Origin of the sequence: Streptosporangium sp. NPDC001681 (genome assembly GCF_040298085.1) — a bacterium.
In the GTDB taxonomy this organism is placed as follows: Bacteria; Actinomycetota; Actinomycetes; order Streptosporangiales; family Streptosporangiaceae; genus Streptosporangium.
On record NZ_JBEOZN010000074.1, the window covers coordinates 14,930 to 33,223 of the forward strand.

An 18,294-nucleotide genomic window follows, 5' to 3' on the forward strand; every position below is an offset into this window, starting at 1 on the left:
TCGGTTTGTCGAGCTCGCGGTTCGGCGGTTCCGTCCGGTGTCTGACACCATGGAGAAACGGAACCGTGTTCCACTGACAATACGGAACGAGGTTCCGCTTTGCAATCGTTGGGGAAGGACAATCACGATGAACGGCAGCGATCGGCCCGCGGCAAGCTCGGCCGCGTCCAAGCGGAAGGACGCCCGGCGCAACCAGCAAACCCTGCTGGACGCGGCCGCCACGGTCTTCGTCACCTCCGGCGTGGACGCCCCGGTGCGCGACATCGCCGCCAAGGCCGGTGTCGGGATCGGCACGATCTACCGGCACTTCCCCACCCGAGCCGAACTGATCATCGCCGTCTACCGCCACCAGGTCGACGCCTGCGCCAAAGCCGGCCCTGCCCTGCTGGCCTCCGGGCCGACCCCCCACGCCGCCCTCGCCCGGTGGATCGACCTGTTCGTCGACTTCCTGGTCACCAAACACGGCCTCGCCGCCGCGATGCAGAACGACGGCGCCGGGTTCGAGACGCTGCACGCCTACTTCCTCGACCGGCTCCTGCCGGTGTGCACCCAGCTCCTCGACGCCGCAGCCACCTCCGGCGAGGTCCCCCCTGACCTCGAGGCCTACCAGCTCATGCGCGGCGTCGGAAACCTCTGTATCGGCGCCGACAGCGACCCTCGCTATGACGCGCGCCGGCTGGCCGCGCTCCTCGTCGCAGGGCTACGCCAGCCGTGCTGACAGTGGTGGATTCGGCTCCCGGCTCGACGCGCCCACCAGACAGCGATCGAGCCGGGAGCGGCAGGTCGAGTACCGGCCCGACCATGTTCTGGCGCTTGACAGCACCAGCCGCCAGTACTCCGACTCGACATCCAACCTGCGCCTGGGTCCTCGCCTCGCCGGCAACACGCCCCTAATGATCAGGCGTGTTGCGGCAAGCACCAGAACCCAGGCGACGACACAGGGTCGGTTTTCAGCGGCGTCGACACTGCATGAGCTCGTCAGCCGAGATGAGCGCGGAAGAACGACGCCAGCGTGCTGAAGCTCAGTGGAGGCTCAGTGCTGGTCACGGGTTCAGCACAGTGTTTCGAAGTCTGCACGGTCCTGGCCGGGAAGGGCTCCGACAGGCCGCCGGTGAAGGGGAAGAAGTGGTCCTGCCCGTGCAAGGTGAAGAAGCGGACGCTTCCGCAGGCCTCCTTGAGCGCGGAGAACAGTAGCCGGCTCTGCCCGATGGGGATCATGGTGTCGGCGTCACCGTGCCCGATGAGGAACGGCGGGGGCCGCCGTCCGGAAGCCAGATGGGTGATGGGGTTGGCCTGCCTCAGCAGAGCGGGGGAGCACGACTGTACGCCGTCCGGACAGCCAAGGTAGGTGGCCACCGCTCCCGCCAGGAGCGGGTTGTCGGCCGACGCTGACAAATCGGCGGGCCCCGAAAGGTCCGCTACCGCCTGAACACAGCTGGAGGGGCCGCGTCCACCCACATCGCCTTCCAGTGCGGGAACCCCGCAACTCGTGCCCGCCAGGGCGGCAAGCTGCCCACCCGCAGATCCGCCCCACAGGCCGATCCGGCCGTTGAGGCCGTAGCGGAAGCTGTTGGCGCGCAGATACCGGATCGCGGCCTTCACCTCGTGGATCTGCTGCGGGAACTTGGCGCTCGTGCTCAGGGTGTAGTTGACGGAGGCAACAGCAAATCCCTGCGAGAGCAGTGATGTCCACTCAGGGATCCGCTGCAGCTCGCTCTTGTCTCCGGCGGACCAGCCACCGCCGTGGATGTAGACGATCACAGGCGCCCACCGGGCGCCCTTCGGTACGTACAGGTCCAGGACCTGCTGGTCGCCTCCGGGTGCGTAGGCCACATCGGAGTAGGTGGTGTAGCCGTCGGACCTCACGGAGCGCACGCGCTCGTCGGCTCCGCTTGCCTCCGCCGGAGCGACGAGAACGCCGAGGCAGGCCGATGCTGCCGCAGACAGGGCGACTACGCGTCCCAGACGCGCTTTCAGGCCTAGGTGCACACTGATCCCCTCTCAAGATGAAGATGAATTCAAATTCACCCCTTGAGTATGGGTTGTCAACCCCAGCCGATGCCTGCATGATGAATCCGAATTCACATTCGCTGTGAGGAGGATCACATGTATCTCGTGGAGTCGTGTCGCATCCGCACCTCAGGTGCCAGGGCGGTGGAGCTCTTCCAGGTTGACGGCCTCTCACTGCTGGCCATCCCGCAGCTGGCCGTCGATGTGCCCGGGCAACCGCCCGGCATGAACGGTGGCGACAGCGACACCGAGTTGCGGGTGCTCCGCCGTACAGCCGAAGGTTTCGAGCCCTTCCAGAGCCTTCGGGTGCCGGGGGGTGAGGACGCGGAGTTCTTCCGGATCGGCCGGCGGGCGTTCCTGGCGACCGCGAGCATCCGCCGCGGCCAAGGCCCCTATGAGTTCGGCGTGGACTCCCAGCTGTACGAATGGGACGGCGCGTGCTTCGTCCCTTTCCAGAGCGTGCCAGGCTTCGCGGCCAAGCAGTGGCGGCACTTCACGCTGGCCGATCAGCACTTCCTGGCCCTGGCACAGGGGCTTCCGCTGCCTGGGAGCCGGCCGTCGCAGATCTACCGATGGGATGGCCGGGCCTTCGAACCGTTCCAGGAGATCGCCTCCGAGCAGGGCTACAACTGGCACGCCTTCCGGGTGGCGGGGCACGACTTCCTCGCCCACGCCGACCACCTCGCTCCGTCCGTCCTGTACCGCTGGGACGGAGCGCGCTTCGCCGTACACCAGAAGCTGGCCGAGCAGCACGGCCGGGCTTTCGCCTCCTTCAGCGCCGACGGCGAGGAGTATCTACTCGTCGGCTGCATCCTCAGCCCGTCGCGGCTACTGCGCTGGGATGGTGAGTCGTTCGTGGAGCACGCCGTGCTGGACGGGCTCGGCACCCGCGAGTTCGCGGTCCTGCATGGCAGGGGCGGCCTGTACGTGCTGCGGGTCAACTTCATTCACGGCACCCCCGCCGCGCCGACGACCGCGCTGAGTTCCCAGCTCTATCACTGGCAGGACGGTGGGCTGCGCGTCGTCGAGGAGTTCCCCACCAGCGGCGGCACGGACGTCGCCGTCTTCACCGACGACCGGGGGCCACTCGTGGCGGTCTCCAACGGGCTCAGCGCCGACGTGCGGTTCGCCACCGAGAGCGTCATCTACCGCTTCACCGAGCAGGAGCATCAGTGACCGAGGAGTTCATCCGGCTGTTCGCCACCTACACAGCCGATCCGGACAGCATCGGCAGGAGGCTGGGCCGCGCGGTCACTGATCGCGCGCGCAACAACCCGCTGATCGCCGCGACGGCCACCGACCTCGCGCTCTACCCGGGAGACGGCAGGCCACCCACGGTCGAAGGGTTCCGGCTCTCGACCAGGGGCTTCAAGGAGCTGACGGCGATCTCCCACCTGGGTCCCGCCGTGGCTTCGCTGGTCAGGCTCCGCGACCTGGGCGAGGAGTCCTGGCGGAAGGCCGCCGAGCGCCTGCTGACCGAGGTCAAGGCCACCCGCGCCGCCAACAGCACCGAACTGTGGCGGGACCGGATCGCGGTCGAGGCCTACCGGGGCAGGGAACGTGAGATCGCCGACATGATCGACCACGCGTGCGCGGTGACCGCCCGCTACCTCACGGCCGCGCTGGACGACGAGGAGTACCTCACTCCCGAGACGCTCCGCCGCGACTACCTCGACAACGGCATCAACTCAATGATGGTGGCCACGTTCTTCCTGGTCAGCCTCGACATCAGCTTCCGCGTCACGCGCTGGTTCACCGAGCAGGACCTGGCCTGGGAGCGGGCCATGGTGGTGATCGCGGGCAGGCAGGGTCGTCCGACCGCGGGCGTCACCTGGAACACCAGCAGCGTGGCCACGATGATCCTCGCCGCCTCGCGCGGCCGCCTTCCGCTGGATCGCGTGTACGTGGCCCCGCACGCGCCCACCTTCCCCTCACCTGCCGACGGCGACCTCACCCAGGTGATCGCGCTGGAGGAGGACCTGCGCACCCTCTGGTGCGGCACCAGGGCCACCGTCGAACTCGGCGACGTGATGTTCGACGGCTATCCGCGCTACACCCCTGGCCGCCTCACGCTCCCCGACGTCACCGACCCCGGCGTCGCCGAGGTGAGCGAGATGCCCGCCATCCACTCGGCCGACGACATGCGTGCGCTTGTGACCAGGCTCCGCATCGTGCTGGAGGACCCGAGGCAGCTGCTGTCCAGCTGCGTCACCGACTTCGCCGCCGCCTCCCTGGCGGCGGCGGGCGACGATCCCACCCAGGTAGTGGTGCCTGGGCTGACCGACCTCTGAGAGCGAACCATGACCATTGACCGGCGCTCGTTCCTCATCGGCGCATCACTGCTGTCGCTGACCACCGCATGCGGTGCGTCAGGCTCCTCCTCCTCGAACTCACTCAAGATCGGCGCATCGTTGCCGCTCACCGGCCCGGCCGCGGACGTCGCCGACCCCGGCTACAAGGGCTACCAGGTCTGGCAGAGCCAGATCAACGCGCGTGGCGGGCTTCTGGGCCGCAAGGTGGAGTTCGTCATCCTGGACGACGGCTTCGACCAGAACACCGTGGTCTCCAACTACAACCGGCTGATCACCCAGGATCGGGTGGACCTGCTGATCGGCACGTTCTCCTCGTTCCTGAACCTGCCGGCCTCGACCGTCGCCGACCGCAACCGCATGCTCTACATCGAGCCGTCGGGTGGTGCGGCGGATATCTTCTCGCGCGGCCACACCAGGCTGTTCTTCAGCCAGCCGGGCACGACCGACACCGCGCATCGGCCGTTCGCCGCCTACGTGGAGGGACTGAAGGAGCGGCCCGCCACCGCGGCCTACCTGTACCAGGACGACCCCAGCACCGACGTGCCCGTCCAGAACCTCCAGAAGGCCTTCGAAGGGCTCGGCATCAAGACCGTCTACGGGCAGAAGTACCCGCCGGACACCAAGAACTTCGACGCGATCGTCAACGCGATCCGGCAGGCCAACCCCGCCCTGCTGGTGCACGGCGCGCTGGAGGTCGACGGCGTGGCCGTGGTCCAGGCCCTGCAGCGGATCGGCTTCACCCCGTCGATCCTCTACCAGACCAGGGCGCCCTCCAGCGTCAACACCTACCCGCAGGCCATCGGCGCCATGAACACCGAGGCCGTCTTCACCGCCGGCAGTTGGCATCCGGCCTCGAAGTATCCGGGCAACGCCGAGTTCGTCGCGGATTACCGCAAGCAGTTCAAGCAGGAACCGAGCGAGGACGCCGCCAACTCCTACACCGCGGCGCAAGTGCTTCAAGCCGGCGTCCAAGCCGTCGGCAAGCTCGACCAGGATGCGATCGCCGCCTGGCTGCACGCCAACACGGTCGACACCATCGTCGGCCCGCTGAAGTGGGACGAGCGCGGCGTTCCCGACGGCAGCCTGCTGCTGATGCAGTGGCAGCGCGGCAAGCTGGAGGTCGTCGCCCCGGCCTCGGCCGCGACCGTCACCTCCGTGATCGCCGCCAAGCCGAGCTGGGCGACCTGATGCAGGCGTTGCTCTTCGGCCTACTCGTCGGCGGCGTATACGCCCTGGCCAGCAGCGGCCTGACGCTGATCTTCGGCGTCATGCACATCGTCAACCTGACCCACGGCGCGATCCTCATCGCCGGGGCATTCCTCACCTACAGCATCTGCACGGCGACGGGCCTCGACCCCTTCGCGACGATCCCCGTCACCGGCACTGTGCTGTTCGGCCTGGGCTGGCTCATCCACAAGCTCGTCATCCAGCGGGCCGAGCGCGGCGGTGAGGGCACGATCATCCTCTCCACGCTCGCGCTCGCCATGATCCTGGAGGGAATCACCATCCTCATCTGGGGCCACGAACCGCACACCGTGGCCACCTCCTACGCCCGCACGTCCATCCGGCTCGGCGACCTGGTCTTCCCCACGGCCCAGGTGTACGGCTCCGCGTGCGCGCTGGCCCTGCTGGCCGCGCTGTACGTGGTGCTCAACCACACGTGGCTGGGCAGAGCCGTACGCGCGGCCACGGCCAACCCGCAAGGCGCCGAACTCGTCGGCATCCGGGTGGAGCGGGTCAACGTCGCCGCCTTCGCCCTCGGCGTCGCGCTGACCGGCGCGGCGGGCTCGATCCTCGCGGTCCTGTCTCCCTTCACCCCGGACTCTGGGGAGCAGTGGATCGGCCTGGGGCTCGCCATCGTGGTGCTCGGCGGCATGGGCAGCCTCGGCGGCGCGCTGATCGGCGCCCTGGTGCTCGGCGTGGCCGAGACACTGACGGCCACCTACGGGTCGCCCTCGTGGGCCACTGCCATGCCCTTCGCCGTCATCGTGCTGACCCTCCTGCTGCGCCCGCAGGGGATCTTCGGCGTTCGAGTTCGACAGGATGTGGTCAGCGCATGAGAATCCTGATCATCGCGGCCGGCGGCGCCCTCCTCGCGCTGCCCGTGCTGTGGGGCGACGCCTACTACCTGAACATGCTCATCCTGATCTTCCTCCTGGCGATCATGGCCAGTTCCTGGAACATCATGGGCGGCTACACCGGCTACATCTCCCTCGGGCAGAGCGCCTTCCTCGGCGTCGGCGCCTACACGACCGCCATCGCGGCCAACGCGTGGTCGATCTCCCCGCTTCTGGCCGCCCCCCTGGGCGGCCTCACGGCGGGGGCGCTCGCCGCCGTCCTCGGCCTGGTGACCTTCCGGGCACGAGGCAACGCGTTCATCATGATCACGTTCGCGATGCTCTACCTGCTCGGCATCGTGGCGCTGAACTGGACGTGGGTCACGAACGGCAACGACGGCATGATCCTTCCCACGCCGACCTGGAGTAGGGACTACGCCCTCTGGCCCTTCTACTACGCCCTGCTCGGCCTACTGATCCTGACGCTGGTGATGTCGAAAGCGATCGCCTCCACACGCTTCGGCCTCGGGCTGACGGCCATCCGCGAGGACGAGGAGAAGGCCGCGGGCATCGGCGTCAACACCTCGGCGGCCAAGCTCGCCGCCTTCGTGGCCAGCAGCGTGCCCATCGGCGTGGCGGGCGGCTTCTACGGCTACTACCTGGGTTTCCTCGACTCCAGAGCCATGTTCAGCATCGTCACCAGCATCATGATCGTGCTCGCCGCCCTGCTCGGTGGCTCGGGCACGCTGTGGGGCCCCGTGCTGGGCGCCTTCCTGCTGGAGCCGTTCTCCCAGCTGACCAACCAGCTGTTCACCGGTCCGACCGCGGGCGCCTGGCGGCTGGTCGTCTTCGGTGGGCTGCTCCTGGCCGTCCTGCTCTTCCTGCCCAAGGGCATCATTCCCGGGGTACGGCAGGCGCTGGCCAGAAAGCGACCGGCCGCCGTGGGCAAACGCCTGGCCCTCGCCGCCGTCCCGTCCTGGCTCGCGGTCGGCGACGGGGGGCGATTGGAGGTGCACGGCATTCGCAAACGCTTCGGCGGGCTCACCGTCCTCGACGGCCTGGACCTCACCGTCGAGCCCGGCTCGATCACCGGGTTGATCGGGCCGAACGGATCCGGCAAGACCACGCTGTTCAACCTTGTCGACGGCGCGATGAAGCCGGACAGCGGCACGATCCTGCTCGACGGCCGGCGGATCGACACCGCGAGCCGGTGGGCACGCAGCCAGGCGGGGCTGGGCCGTACCCACCAGATCACCCGACTGTTCCCCCGGTTGTCGGTGCTGCGGAACGTCGTCGCCGGATCCAACGGGTCCTGGGCGGCTCCGGCGATCACCGGTGTCCAGGCCGCCAGGGGCGCTGAGCTCCTCGATCTCGTCGGGCTCGGTGACTATCGCGACCTGCCCGCCGGCGAGCTCTCCTACGGCCAGCAGAAGCTCATCGAACTGATCCAGATTCTCCTGCTCCAGCCCCGCCTGGTGCTGCTCGACGAACCGGCGGGCGGCATCAACCCGACGCAGATCGAGCAGATGGGCGCCCTGATCCGCGAACTCAACCGGACCGGGACCACCTTCCTGATCGTCGAGCACAACATGCCCTTCGTGCTCGGGCTCTGCGACACGGTCCACGTCCTGGCAGGCGGCCGCCGCATCGCCTCCGGCACGCCGCAGGAGGTGCGGAGCGACCCGCTGGTGCTGGACGCCTACCTGACGGGAGCGAGCCAATGATCTCGATGACCGGTGTCTTCGCCGGGTACGGCGGCGGCGACGTGCTGCAGGGGCTGGACCTGGAGGTCCTCCCCGGCTCGGTGACCTGCATCGTCGGCCCCAACGGCGCGGGCAAGTCCACCGTGCTGCGGACCATCAGCGGCCAGCTCGCACCGCGTCTCGGCGCGATCCGCTTCGACGGCCGCGACATCGCCGGACGGCACCCCGCCGAGCTGATCAAGGCGGGGATCGTGCAGGTGCCGCAGAAGAACGGCCTGTTCCCCGCGATGACCGTCGCGGAGAACGTACTTCTCGGCGGCTACCTGCGCCGCCGCGAGAAGGCGTATCTGCAGGGGCGCTTCGCCCGGCTCGCCGAGCGCTTCCCGATCATCGCTGAGCGGAGCGGCGAGCCGGCGGGGAACCTGTCCGGCGGGCAGCGGCGAACCGTCGAGTTCGCCAGGGCGCTCATGCTGGAACCGGCGATGGTGCTGCTCGACGAGCCGTCTCTGGGGCTCGACCCGCGCTCGCTCGGTCTGGTGGGAGATGCCGTGAACGCCATGCGCGACGGCGGCATCACCGTGCTCATCGTGGAACAGAACGTGCGCTTCGGGCTCGGGATCGCCGGCCACGGCGTCGTCATGGAGAGCGGCCGCGTGCTCATGGCGGACTCCGCCCGGACGATTCTCGACGACCCGGAGATGGGCGCGCTCTTCCTGGGCGGCGCCCCGTGAGCGCCTTCCTGGACCGGCTGCGGCAAGGGCTGCCGACGCTCATGCTCGGCATCCGCGGCAGCCGTACCTCCGAGGTCGTGCGGATGGCACACGCGACCGGCCACCACGCCGTCCTGGTCGACCTGGAGCACTCCACCATGTCCACCGATGTGGCCGCGCAGCTCTGCTCGGCCGCCGACAGTCTGGGAATGACGCCGCTGGTGCGAGTGCCGGAGCGCGAATACGGCATGATCGGCCGGCTCCTGGACGGTGGCGCCCACGGCATCGTCGCCCCGCGGGTCGAGACGGCGGACGAGGCACGGCGGATCGCCCGCGCCTGCCGGTTCCCGCCGCGCGGGCAACGCTCGCAGACCGCCCAGGTGCCTCAGTACGGTATGCGTCCGGTGCCCGCCAGGGAGCTGAACCCGGCGCTCGACGCCGCGGCCGTGGTGCAGATCCTCATCGAGACCCCGGCGGGGATCGCCAACGCCGACCACATCGCGCAGGTGGACGGCGTGGACATGCTCGCGATCGGTGTCAACGATCTCACCGCGGAGCTCGGCATGCCCGGCGCCTACGACGATCCGCGAGTGCTCGACGCGATCGCCACCGCCGCCGCGGCCTGCCGTACGCACGGGAGGTTACTGGCGGTCGGCGGCATGCCCGCGGCCGGGCTCGCCGGTGTCTGCCCACTCCGAATCACCGGGATGGACTCCGCCCTGCTCTTCCAGGCCATCAGCTCTGCCGCGAAGGATGTGTCATGACCCTTCAGACCACGCCCATGCGGGCCACGACGAGCAACACCCGGCCGGGTTTCACGATGCCGCCGCTGAGCTGCGACGCCCATTTCCACGTGTTCGAGCCCGGCTACGCACATGTTCCCGACCCGCTCTACACCTTTCCCGACGGCACACTCGACCAGTACCTTCGCCTGACCGACTGGCTCGGTATCGAGCGGATGGTGCTGGTGCAGCCGACCTTCTACGGCACCGACAACGGCCTGCTGCTCGACGTGCTGCGCAAGGTGGGCCCGCGCTGCCGCGGCGTGGTCCGGATCGAGGACTCCGTGAGCGACGCGGAGCTCGACCGTTTCCACGAGGCGGGGGTACGGGCGATCAGGCTCGACCTGTTCGCCCGCGCGTCGTGGCGCACCGACGAGCTCATCGCCTACATCCGCGCGATGGCCAAGCGCGCCCGGCCGCGCGGCTGGCACCTGCAGTTCTACACGCCGGGCGCGGTCGTGCGGAATCTTCTGCCCTTTCTCGCCGAGTTCGAGCACCCCTTCGTCATCGACCACATGGGGTACGGGATGGACCTCGACGGGCTGCTGCCGCTGCTCGCGGGCGGGTACTGCCATCTCAAGCTGTCGGGACCGTACCGGCTGGCCAAAGACGGGCCGCTGTCGGCCGTCGAGCCGCTGGCCCGCGCGCTGGTCGAGGCCCACCCCGACCGGCTGCTGTGGGGCTCGGACTGGCCGCACCTGCCCGACGGCCAACGCGACACCGGCGAGTTGCTGAATCTGCTGGCCGACTGGGCGCCCACTCCGGAAGATCGCCACCGGATCCTCGTCGAGGCGCCCGGAAGGCTGTTCTACGGGCAGTAATCTCGGTGATGGGGAGGTATCTGGTGAAGTCCAAGCGTACCGAGGCAGAGCTCAAGGACGCCGCGCGGCGGCTGTTGACCCGCAAGAGCTACGCCGAAATCAAGATCACCGATATCACCGCGGAGGCGGGGAAGGCGGTGGGCTCGTTCTACCGCTATTTCGAGGACAAGGACACCCTGCTCGCCTCGCTGGCCGGGGACTTCCAAACGGCGCTGCGCTCCCATGTCGTCGATCACCTCGGTCACGAGCACTCGCTCTCCACGACCGACGACATCCGCCGCCACGTCGGCGCGTACTGGGCCACCTACCGCGAACACCTGCCGGAGATCGTCGGTATCTTCCAGGCGTCCATGTCCAGCGGAACCTTCCGCCACATCCACGACGAACTACGCCAGCGCCACGTGGAGAACTGGACGCGGCACATCCGCGAGACCGACACCCCGGCGGCCAGGAGCGAGGAGAGCGCCCGGCTGGCCGCGCTCGCAATATCCTGCATGCTGGAGTCCTTCTGCTACCACCGCCTCGCGGAGAGCCCGGGAGGCGACGACGACGAGGACATCGAAACCCTGACCCAGCTGATCGCCAAGGGGTTGCTGGGGTGACCGGTGAGTGACCTGAACGGGCCGCCGCCACCGCCCGCTTCCCACAGGTGGAAAGGGCGGTGGCGTCGTCGTCATGGCGGGGACGATCGCGGTGGTGACGCGGGTGGTGTACAGCCTGGACGGCCCGACCGGCAACGGCGCACCACGATGGCCTCCCGCTCGGGTCGCCGTCAGCTACCCGGATGGCCGAACTCCCGTGCACGCTGAGTCATCCGGGTAGCAGACCGATCGCCGCCTTGGCCTGGCGTACCTTCACATTGGCCAACCCACGGGCACGGTCGGCGCCGGCCCGCAGAACCGCCTGGACGTGCTGCGGGTCTTCGGCCAGTCGCAGGTAGCGGTCCCGGATGGGGGCGAGGGTGGCTACTACCGTGTCGGCGACTGTTTTCTTCAATTCGCCGTACCGGTTGAACCGCCCGGCCAGCCGCTGAGGCTCGTCGCCGGTGCAGGCGGCCAGGATGGCGAGCAGGTTCGATATCCCCGGTTTGCGATCCGGATCGTAGCTCACCACGCTGTCGGTGTCGGTGACCGCACGCATCACCTTGCGCCGCAGGACATCCGGCTCGTCGAGCAGTCGCAGCACCCCCGCGGTCGAGGGGGCCGACTTGCTCATCTTGTCGCCAGGTGACGCCAGGTCCATGATGCGGGCGGCGACCGGCGGGTTGACCGCTCGGGGGATGGTGAAGGTGGGGTTGTATCGGGTGTTGAACCGCTGGGCGATATCGCGGGCCAACTCCACGTGCTGGCTCTGGTCCTCGCCGACCGGTACCTCGTCGGTGTCATACAGCAGGATGTCGGCGGCCATCAGGATCGGGTAGGTCAGCAGCGACACCCGGACCTGGTTCTGACGGCCGGACTTCTCCTTGAACTGGATCATTCGCTGGGCCTCGCCGTACCCGGTGGTGCACTCCAGCAGGTAGTGCAGTTCGGTGTGCTCGGGTACGTGCGACTGAACCAGGAACAGACACGCGTCGGGGTCAGCGCCTGCCGCCAGCAGGATGGTCGCGAATTCCAGTGTTCGCCGCCGCACCTCGACCGGATCATGCTCCAGAGTCAGGGAGTGCAGGTCGGAGATGAACACCACCGTATCCGTGGTGGCCTGCTCGGCGATTATCGGTGCGATCGCGCCGATGTAGTTGCCCAGATGCAGATCGCCGGACGGGGTGAAGCCGGTGAGTCGTCGTGGCATCGGTTTGGCTCCCTCGGGATCGGGGGGCCACCCTGGCCGGGCCACCGAGGTGCGAACACACGAAACGGCCGCCCGAACCGGGCGGCCGCGTTATCAGTCACGCGGATGAACAGTGCCGCCCGTCAGGGGCGCCACCAGCCAAGAGACAAGAAGATCATCCGCACACCGTGACCATACCATCCGACAGGCGGAGGATCACAGGTAAGCCGGCGATGATCCTTATGTAGGCCGGCTACGCGGGCTGAGTCCGGGAAACGATCACGACTAACGCGGGAAGCGATCTTCTGACGTGTCCATTCCGCCAGGTCACACGCTCTCGTGAACACCCCACCAGGGGCCGTTCTTGGGTTAGCTCAAGGATGGTTGACAAGATCCTGTCCGATCGCTTGATCGGGCGGGATTTCATCGTTTCCGAGGTCCTGGGGCCGCACCAAAACTCGCGCACCGGCTCCAACCTGGCGTTTCGCAAGATCCATAGGCCGCTCTGCGGTGCTCGTTCATCAACCCTCCGACAGCTCGTCGGCGCTGAATCGGAGCGGTCAGGTCGATCACCGGGCCGGCTTCGTTCACCGGCGGCCTCTGGTCCAGGGCCTGATGAGGGCGATATACGCAGCGGCCACGTCCATACCGGCAGGTGAGACGGGGCCCATATGCTGGGGAACATGGTGTTGCCCGCGCAGCGGGCGCTGGTGCCCCTGGACTCGGTGCTCGGACTGCTGGACCTGCTGCTCGATGAGACGGCCGACGAGCAGAGCGCCGTCGCGCCGCTCGCCGAGTCGCTCGACGGCGCCGAGCTGGCCGGCGTGCTGCGGCGGACGCGGCGGGTGCGGGCGGCGCTGGCGCGGTGGCGCCGGCGCGATCAGGAGCTGTCCGCGCTGCTGTCCAGCGCGCGTGAGCTGGCCGAGCTGCGCGATCTGGACGCGTTGCTGGACCGCCTGGTGGCCCGGGCGCATGACCTGGTGGGCACCGACGTGACGTATCTGTCGGAGTTCGACCAGGAGACCGATGAGTTGCGGGTGCGCTCGACGCTGGGCACGTTCGCGCCCGAGTTCCGCCGGCTTCGGGTGCCCCCGGGAAAGGGCCTGGCCGGAAAGGTGGTGTCCACGCGCAGCCCGCAGTGGACGACGAACTATGACCACTATCTCGACGCCCCGCATGACGCGGAGATCGACGAGGCCGTGCGGGCCGAGGGACTGGTGTCGCTGCTCGGCGTGCCGCTGGCGGCGGGCGACCGCGTGCTGGGGGTGCTGTTCGCGGCCAACCGCGACGAGCACGCGTTCACGCCCGAGGAGATCGCGCTGCTGTCGGCGTTCGCCGACCACGCGGCCGTGGTGTTGCAGACGGTGCACCTGCTGGCGCAGGCCCGCGCGTCGGCCGAGGCGGCCCGGGTGGCCAACGAGGATCTCGCGCGCACCATGGCGGCCAGGGAACGCGCCAGCGCGGTGCATCAGGACCTCACCAATGCGGTGCTGCGCGGGGGCACCGCGCACGAGGTGGCCCGGACGCTGGCCGCCTCGCTGGGACGGTCGGTGGAGATCTTCGACCGCGACCTGGCCCCGCTCGCCTCGGCGCGGACCGATGCCTCGGGGGAGTCCTCGCCCATGACCGCGCACGTACGCGCCGCGGTCGAGCGCAGCCGCACCACGGGGCGGTGCGTGTTCCTGGACCCGTCGGACGACGGGGCGTCCGTCGTGGTCGCCGTGGTGGCGGCCGAGACGCTGCTCGGCGCGATCCTCGTCGGCCACGGCGATCTCGCGCTGGGCTCGGTCGAGCGGCGCACGATCGAGCGCGCGGCGCAGATCGTGGCCCTGCTGGCGCTGAAGCGGGAGGCGGTCGCCGAGGCCGAGGAGCGGGTGCGGGGAGAACTGATCTCCGACATCCTGCTGGGCGACGGCGCGCACCGCGAGGAGTTGATGTTGCGGGCCCGCGCCCGCGGGGTCCGTCTGGAGTCGCTGCGCATGGTCGTCGCGGTGCTGGTGCCGCGTGACCGGCGCAGGGCGGCCGTGCAGGCGCTCGGCACCTGGCGCCCCGGCCTGCTGGCCAGTGAGCACGCGGGCTGTGTGGTCGTGCTGACGGACGCGGCCGACCCCGACAGCGCGGCGACCGAGGTCCGTGAGTGTGTGCGCCCGCTGACGGGGGCGCCGGTGCTCGTGGTGGCCGACACACCCGTCGTCACCTGGGGCGAGCTGGGCGCCCGGTTCGAGCCGCTGCGCCAGTGCGCCGAGTTGCTGCACGGCATGGGCATCCAGGACACGGCCGTCAACGCGGCGGCCTACCAGCCGTACCTGGCCCTGTTCGGCGCCGGTCGCGACGGGATCGTCGCGTTCACCGAGGCGGTGCTCGGGCCGGTGCTGCGCTGGGACCGCGATCATTCGACCGACCTGGTGAAGACGTTGCGCACCTACGTCGACTCGCACTGCAGCCCGGCGCGGGCGGCGCGAGCGCTGAACGTGCACATCAACACGGTCAACCAGCGCCTGGACAGGATCACCCTGCTGCTCGGCCCCGCGTGGCGCGAGCCGGAGCCGTTCTTTCGCGTCACCGTGGCCGTACGTATGCACGCCCTCGCGACTGGTCTGTGATCTACGTCGATTCACACATGGCAACGGCTTCAACGCCGTGTGATTCACCCATGGGCGCGGCGTTCCGGTCGGACCTAACCTTCCGCACAGGCCGTTTGCGTTTCGGCTCGATTATCAGCCTGTTTCGGCGGTATGCGGGAGGCATCGTGGGTGTTCACAGCCGGCTGGCGGGGTTGCGCGACCTGTCGCCCGGGGAGCGGCGGGCCCTCGCCGCGAAGAGCGCGGGGCTCGATCCCGGCGCGCTCGACGTACTCGATCCGGCCGCCGGGCTCACCCTGGACCAGGCCGACCACATGATCGAGAACGTCGTCGGGGTCCTCGGGGTGCCGGTGGGCGTGGCCACGAACTTCAGAGTCAACGGATCCGACGTCCTGGTGCCGATGGCGACGGAGGAGCCGTCGGTGGTCGCCGCGGCGAGCAACGCCGCGCGCATCGCCCGCGTACACGGTGGCTTCGCCACGACGTGCTCGGCGCCGATCATGCAGGCGCAGGTGCAGGTGCTGGGCGCGGCCGATCCCCACGCGGCGCGGCTGCGGCTGCTGGAGGCACGCGGCGAGCTCGCCGAGCTGGCGAACGCGCAGGACCCGCGCCTGGTGGAGTTCGGCGGCGGCGTACGGGACATCACCGTACGGCTCGTGCCGTCGGGCGAGGACGTCTACGTCGTGCTTCACCTCGTGGTCGACGTGCGGGACGCGATGGGCGCCAACGCGGTGAACACGATGGCGGAGGCCGTGGCGACCAGGGTGGGGGAGATCGCCGGGGGCCGCACCCTGCTGCGGATCCTGACCAACAAGGCGGACCTGCGCCTGGCCAGGGCACGCGCCGTCTTCGACGCCGAGGCCCTCGGGGGCTCGCAGGTGGTGCAAGACATCGTGCACGCGGCGGCGCTGGCCGAGGCCGATCCGTACCGGGCGGCGACCCACAACAAGGGCATCATGAACGGCGTCACCGCCGTGGTGCTGGCGACGGGCAACGACACCCGCGCGGTCGAGGCGGGCGCGCACTCCCACGCGGTCGCCCCGGATGGCCGCTACACCTCCCTGTCCCACTTCGAGCGCGACGCCGAGGGCAACCTGTCCGGCTCCCTGGAACTGCCCATGCCGGTCGGCCTGGTCGGCGGGGCCACGAAGGTGCACCCGGTGGCGCGCGCGGCGGTGCGGTTGCTGGGGGTGCGGACCGCGAGCGAGCTGGCCGGCATCGTCGCCGCGGTGGGGCTCGCGCAGAACCTCGCCGCGCTGCGGGCCCTGGCCACCGAGGGCATCCAGCGAGGACACATGTCACTGCACGCGCGCAACGTGGCGGTGACCGCGGGCGCGAGCCCCGAGGAGATCCCCACGGTGGTCGCGCGCATGCTCGCCGCCAAGGCGGTACGCGCCGACCGTGCCGAGCAGATCCTGGCCGAGCTCCGCGCCGGAGCCGGTGCAGCCGAAGGAGACTGAGCAGCCATGATTTTGGACGTGGGCATCGATGTCGGGGGCACCTTCACCGACGCCGTCGCCATCGCCGACGGCCGCGCCGTGCGCGGCAAGGCGTTCTCGACGCCGGACGTGACCACCGGCATCCTCGCCGCGCTGAGCATCCTGCGCGAGCAGGTCGGGCTGAGCGAGGCGGAGTTCTACCCGGCGATCGACCGGTTCGTGCTCGGCAACACCATCGTCACCAACGCGGTGGACGAGCAGAAGTACGCCCGGGTGGGGCTGCTGACCACCCAGGGCTTCCGGGACACGCTGCGGATCGCCCGCTCCGCGCGTACCGATGAGCGCGACTCGCACAAGCTGGCGCCGCCGCCGGACATCGTGGACCGGCGTCTGATCGTCGAGGTGCCCGAACGCGTCGACGCGCACGGCACCGTGCTGGTGCCGCTGTCGCCCGGCGCCGTGCGTACGAGTGTGGAACAGGTGCTGGCGGGCGGCGCCGAGTCGATCGCGGTGTGCCTGCTGTGGTCCTTCCGCAACGACGCGCACGAGCGGGCGATCGCCGGCTACCTGCGTGAGCACCACCCGGACGTGCCGTACTCGCTGTCCAGCGCGCTCACCCCGGTGTACCGGGAGTACGAGCGCATGGTGACGACGGCGCTGGACGCGGCGGTCAAGCCGATCGTCGCGACCCACTTCCAGCAGCTCGCCGACGCCCTGGCCGCCAAGGGGTTGCGCACCAGGGTGCAGATCATGCAGGTCCACGGCGGGTTCCTCTCGGTCGAGGAGACCGCGCGGGCACCGATCTCGATGTTCAACTCCGGCCCGGTCGGCGGGGTGACCGGCGCGCGCCTGCTCGGCATGCGGCTGGGCCGGCGCCGGGTGCTCACCGCCGACATGGGCGGTACCAGCCTGGACGCCGCCGCGATCATCGACGACGAGCTGCGGGTGCTGCCGCGGGCCGAGATCGGCGGGCTGCCCACCAGCCTCACCGCGGTGGACATCGAGACCATCGGCGCCGGGGGTGGCAGCCTGGGCTGGATCGACGGCCGCGGGGTGCTGCGCGTCGGCCCGCACAGCGCCGGTTCCGTGCCCGGGCCCGCCTGCTACGACAAGGGCGGCGAGCGTCCGGCCGTGACCGACGCCGCGCTGGTCATGGGGCTGATCAACCCCGAGTACTACCTGGGCGGGACGGTCACCCTGTCGCCGGGCAAGGCGCGCGAGGCGATCCGGCGGCACCTCGCCGACCCGCTCGGGCTGTCCGAGGACGCCGCCGCGCACGGCATGTACCGGCTGGCGACCTCGCAGATGGCCAACGCGCTACGCAAGATCACCGTCAACCGCGGGCACGACCCCCGTGAGTTCACCCTGGTCGGCTTCGGCGGCGCCTGCGGACTGTTCGCCGCCGCGATCGCCGCCGATACGGGAGTGGGCGAGGTGATCATTCCACGCAACGCCGCCGTGTTCTCGGCGTACGGGCTCATGCACGCCGACTCGGTCTTCTCCGCGGTCCAGACCAGCCCGTGGACGATGGACCAGCCGGCCGAGGTGCTGGAGAGGGAGTTCGCCGCCCTGGAACAGCGGGCGCGCGACTGGTTCGACGCCGAGGGCATCCCCCAGGACCGCCGCGCGGTCTTCCGCGAGGCCGACATGAAGTTCGTCGGCCAGATCTTCGAGGTGACCACGCGCCTGCCCGAGGAGCCGTTCCGGGAGGGCGACAAGGAGACGCTGCGCCGCCGGTTCGTGGCGGACTACGAGGCCGAGTTCGGCACCGGCACCGCGTGGACCGAGGCCGAGGTGCTGCTGGTCAACTCGCGGGTACGGGCGGTCGGCCGCACCGAGACGCAGACCGTGACCGAGACCCCCGGCCAGGAGCGGCACACCGTCACCACGCGGGAGGTCGTCGAGCCGCTGTCCGGCCACCGCCGCCACGTCGAGGTGCACCGGGGGTTCGGCGCGCTCGGCAAGGCCGAGGGCCCGTGCCTGATCGAGGAACCCGACACCACCGTCTACGTGCCGCCGGCCGCGACGGTCGAGGTCATCGACGGTGGGCACTTCCTCATCCGCCTGAACCACGCCGGCGCCGGCGACGCCGCCTGATCGAAGGAGAC

General features: G+C 69.7%; 15 protein-coding genes. 13 read left to right on the forward strand and 2 right to left on the reverse strand.

Annotated elements, in window-relative coordinates:
- The first annotated feature begins 127 nt into the window (after positions 1-127).
- Positions 128-718, forward strand: a complete 591-nt coding sequence (locus tag ABT130_RS29080; protein WP_350960521.1) for a TetR/AcrR family transcriptional regulator — start codon at positions 128-130, stop codon at positions 716-718.
- 260 nt (positions 719-978) lie between these two features.
- Here the strand turns inward: ABT130_RS29080 and ABT130_RS29085 are convergent, their stop codons facing one another.
- Entirely contained in the window at positions 979-1,875 is an 897-nt protein-coding gene (locus tag ABT130_RS29085; protein ID WP_350960524.1) for an alpha/beta hydrolase fold domain-containing protein, read from the reverse strand.
- 231 nt (positions 1,876-2,106) lie between these two features.
- Here ABT130_RS29085 and ABT130_RS29090 point away from each other — a divergent pair, with 231 nt between their 5' ends.
- The 9 genes from ABT130_RS29090 to ABT130_RS29130 are packed head-to-tail and all read left to right on the forward strand — an operon-like array spanning position 2,107 to position 10,997.
- Positions 2,107-3,186 carry a hypothetical protein gene (locus ABT130_RS29090; RefSeq protein ID WP_350960526.1) on the forward strand — a complete coding sequence of 360 codons (1,080 nt, stop codon included), beginning with the start codon at positions 2,107-2,109 and terminating at the stop codon, positions 3,184-3,186.
- Positions 3,183-4,301: a DUF5624 domain-containing protein gene (locus ABT130_RS29095; RefSeq protein ID WP_350960528.1), complete on the forward strand. Its 1,119-nt coding sequence runs from the start codon at positions 3,183-3,185 to the stop codon at positions 4,299-4,301. The genes ABT130_RS29090 and ABT130_RS29095 overlap by 4 nt, the downstream gene beginning before the upstream one ends.
- A gap of 9 nt (positions 4,302-4,310) precedes the next feature.
- On the forward strand, positions 4,311-5,510 hold the full coding sequence (locus ABT130_RS29100) for an amino acid ABC transporter substrate-binding protein (protein WP_350960530.1): 1,200 nt from the start codon (positions 4,311-4,313) through the stop codon (positions 5,508-5,510).
- Positions 5,510-6,382 (forward strand): branched-chain amino acid ABC transporter permease, encoded by an 873-nt coding sequence (locus ABT130_RS29105; protein WP_350928399.1) that lies wholly within the window; start codon positions 5,510-5,512, stop codon positions 6,380-6,382. The genes ABT130_RS29100 and ABT130_RS29105 overlap by 1 nt, the downstream gene beginning before the upstream one ends.
- Entirely contained in the window at positions 6,379-8,103 is a 1,725-nt protein-coding gene (locus ABT130_RS29110) for a branched-chain amino acid ABC transporter ATP-binding protein/permease (RefSeq protein ID WP_350960533.1), read from the forward strand. Before ABT130_RS29105 ends, ABT130_RS29110 begins: the two co-directional genes overlap by 4 nt.
- Complete coding sequence (locus tag ABT130_RS29115; RefSeq protein ID WP_350960535.1) at positions 8,100-8,813, forward strand: ABC transporter ATP-binding protein; 714 nt, start codon at positions 8,100-8,102, stop codon at positions 8,811-8,813. The genes ABT130_RS29110 and ABT130_RS29115 overlap by 4 nt, the downstream gene beginning before the upstream one ends.
- Positions 8,810-9,556 carry an HpcH/HpaI aldolase family protein gene (locus ABT130_RS29120; protein WP_350960538.1) on the forward strand — a complete coding sequence of 249 codons (747 nt, stop codon included), beginning with the start codon at positions 8,810-8,812 and terminating at the stop codon, positions 9,554-9,556. The genes ABT130_RS29115 and ABT130_RS29120 overlap by 4 nt, the downstream gene beginning before the upstream one ends.
- A complete protein-coding gene (locus tag ABT130_RS29125; RefSeq protein WP_350960540.1) occupies positions 9,553-10,395 on the forward strand; it encodes an amidohydrolase family protein in 843 nt (280 codons plus the stop codon). Before ABT130_RS29120 ends, ABT130_RS29125 begins: the two co-directional genes overlap by 4 nt.
- Before the next feature lie 23 nt (positions 10,396-10,418).
- Complete coding sequence (locus ABT130_RS29130) at positions 10,419-10,997, forward strand: TetR/AcrR family transcriptional regulator (protein WP_350960542.1); 579 nt, start codon at positions 10,419-10,421, stop codon at positions 10,995-10,997.
- Positions 10,998-11,205: 208 nt separating this feature from the next.
- On the opposite strand, the gene trpS is transcribed toward ABT130_RS29130, so the two are convergent.
- Positions 11,206-12,186, reverse strand: coding sequence for a tryptophan--tRNA ligase (gene trpS, locus ABT130_RS29135; RefSeq protein WP_350960545.1), 981 nt, complete (start codon positions 12,184-12,186; stop codon positions 11,206-11,208).
- Positions 12,187-12,848: 662 nt separating this feature from the next.
- Between trpS and ABT130_RS29140 the strand changes: the two genes are divergently transcribed.
- The 3 genes from ABT130_RS29140 to ABT130_RS29150 all read left to right on the forward strand — a co-directional run bounded on the left by ABT130_RS29140 (position 12,849) and on the right by ABT130_RS29150 (position 18,283).
- The gene (locus tag ABT130_RS29140; RefSeq protein WP_350960546.1) at positions 12,849-14,768 is read left to right on the forward strand and encodes a helix-turn-helix domain-containing protein; all 1,920 of its coding nucleotides are present in this window, start codon (positions 12,849-12,851) and stop codon (positions 14,766-14,768) included.
- Between the two features lie 146 nt (positions 14,769-14,914).
- On the forward strand, positions 14,915-16,207 hold the full coding sequence (locus ABT130_RS29145) for a hydroxymethylglutaryl-CoA reductase, degradative (protein WP_350960549.1): 1,293 nt from the start codon (positions 14,915-14,917) through the stop codon (positions 16,205-16,207).
- Positions 16,208-16,213: 6 nt separating this feature from the next.
- Entirely contained in the window at positions 16,214-18,283 is a 2,070-nt protein-coding gene (locus ABT130_RS29150; protein ID WP_350960552.1) for a hydantoinase/oxoprolinase family protein, read from the forward strand.
- Positions 18,284-18,294: the final 11 nt, after the last annotated feature.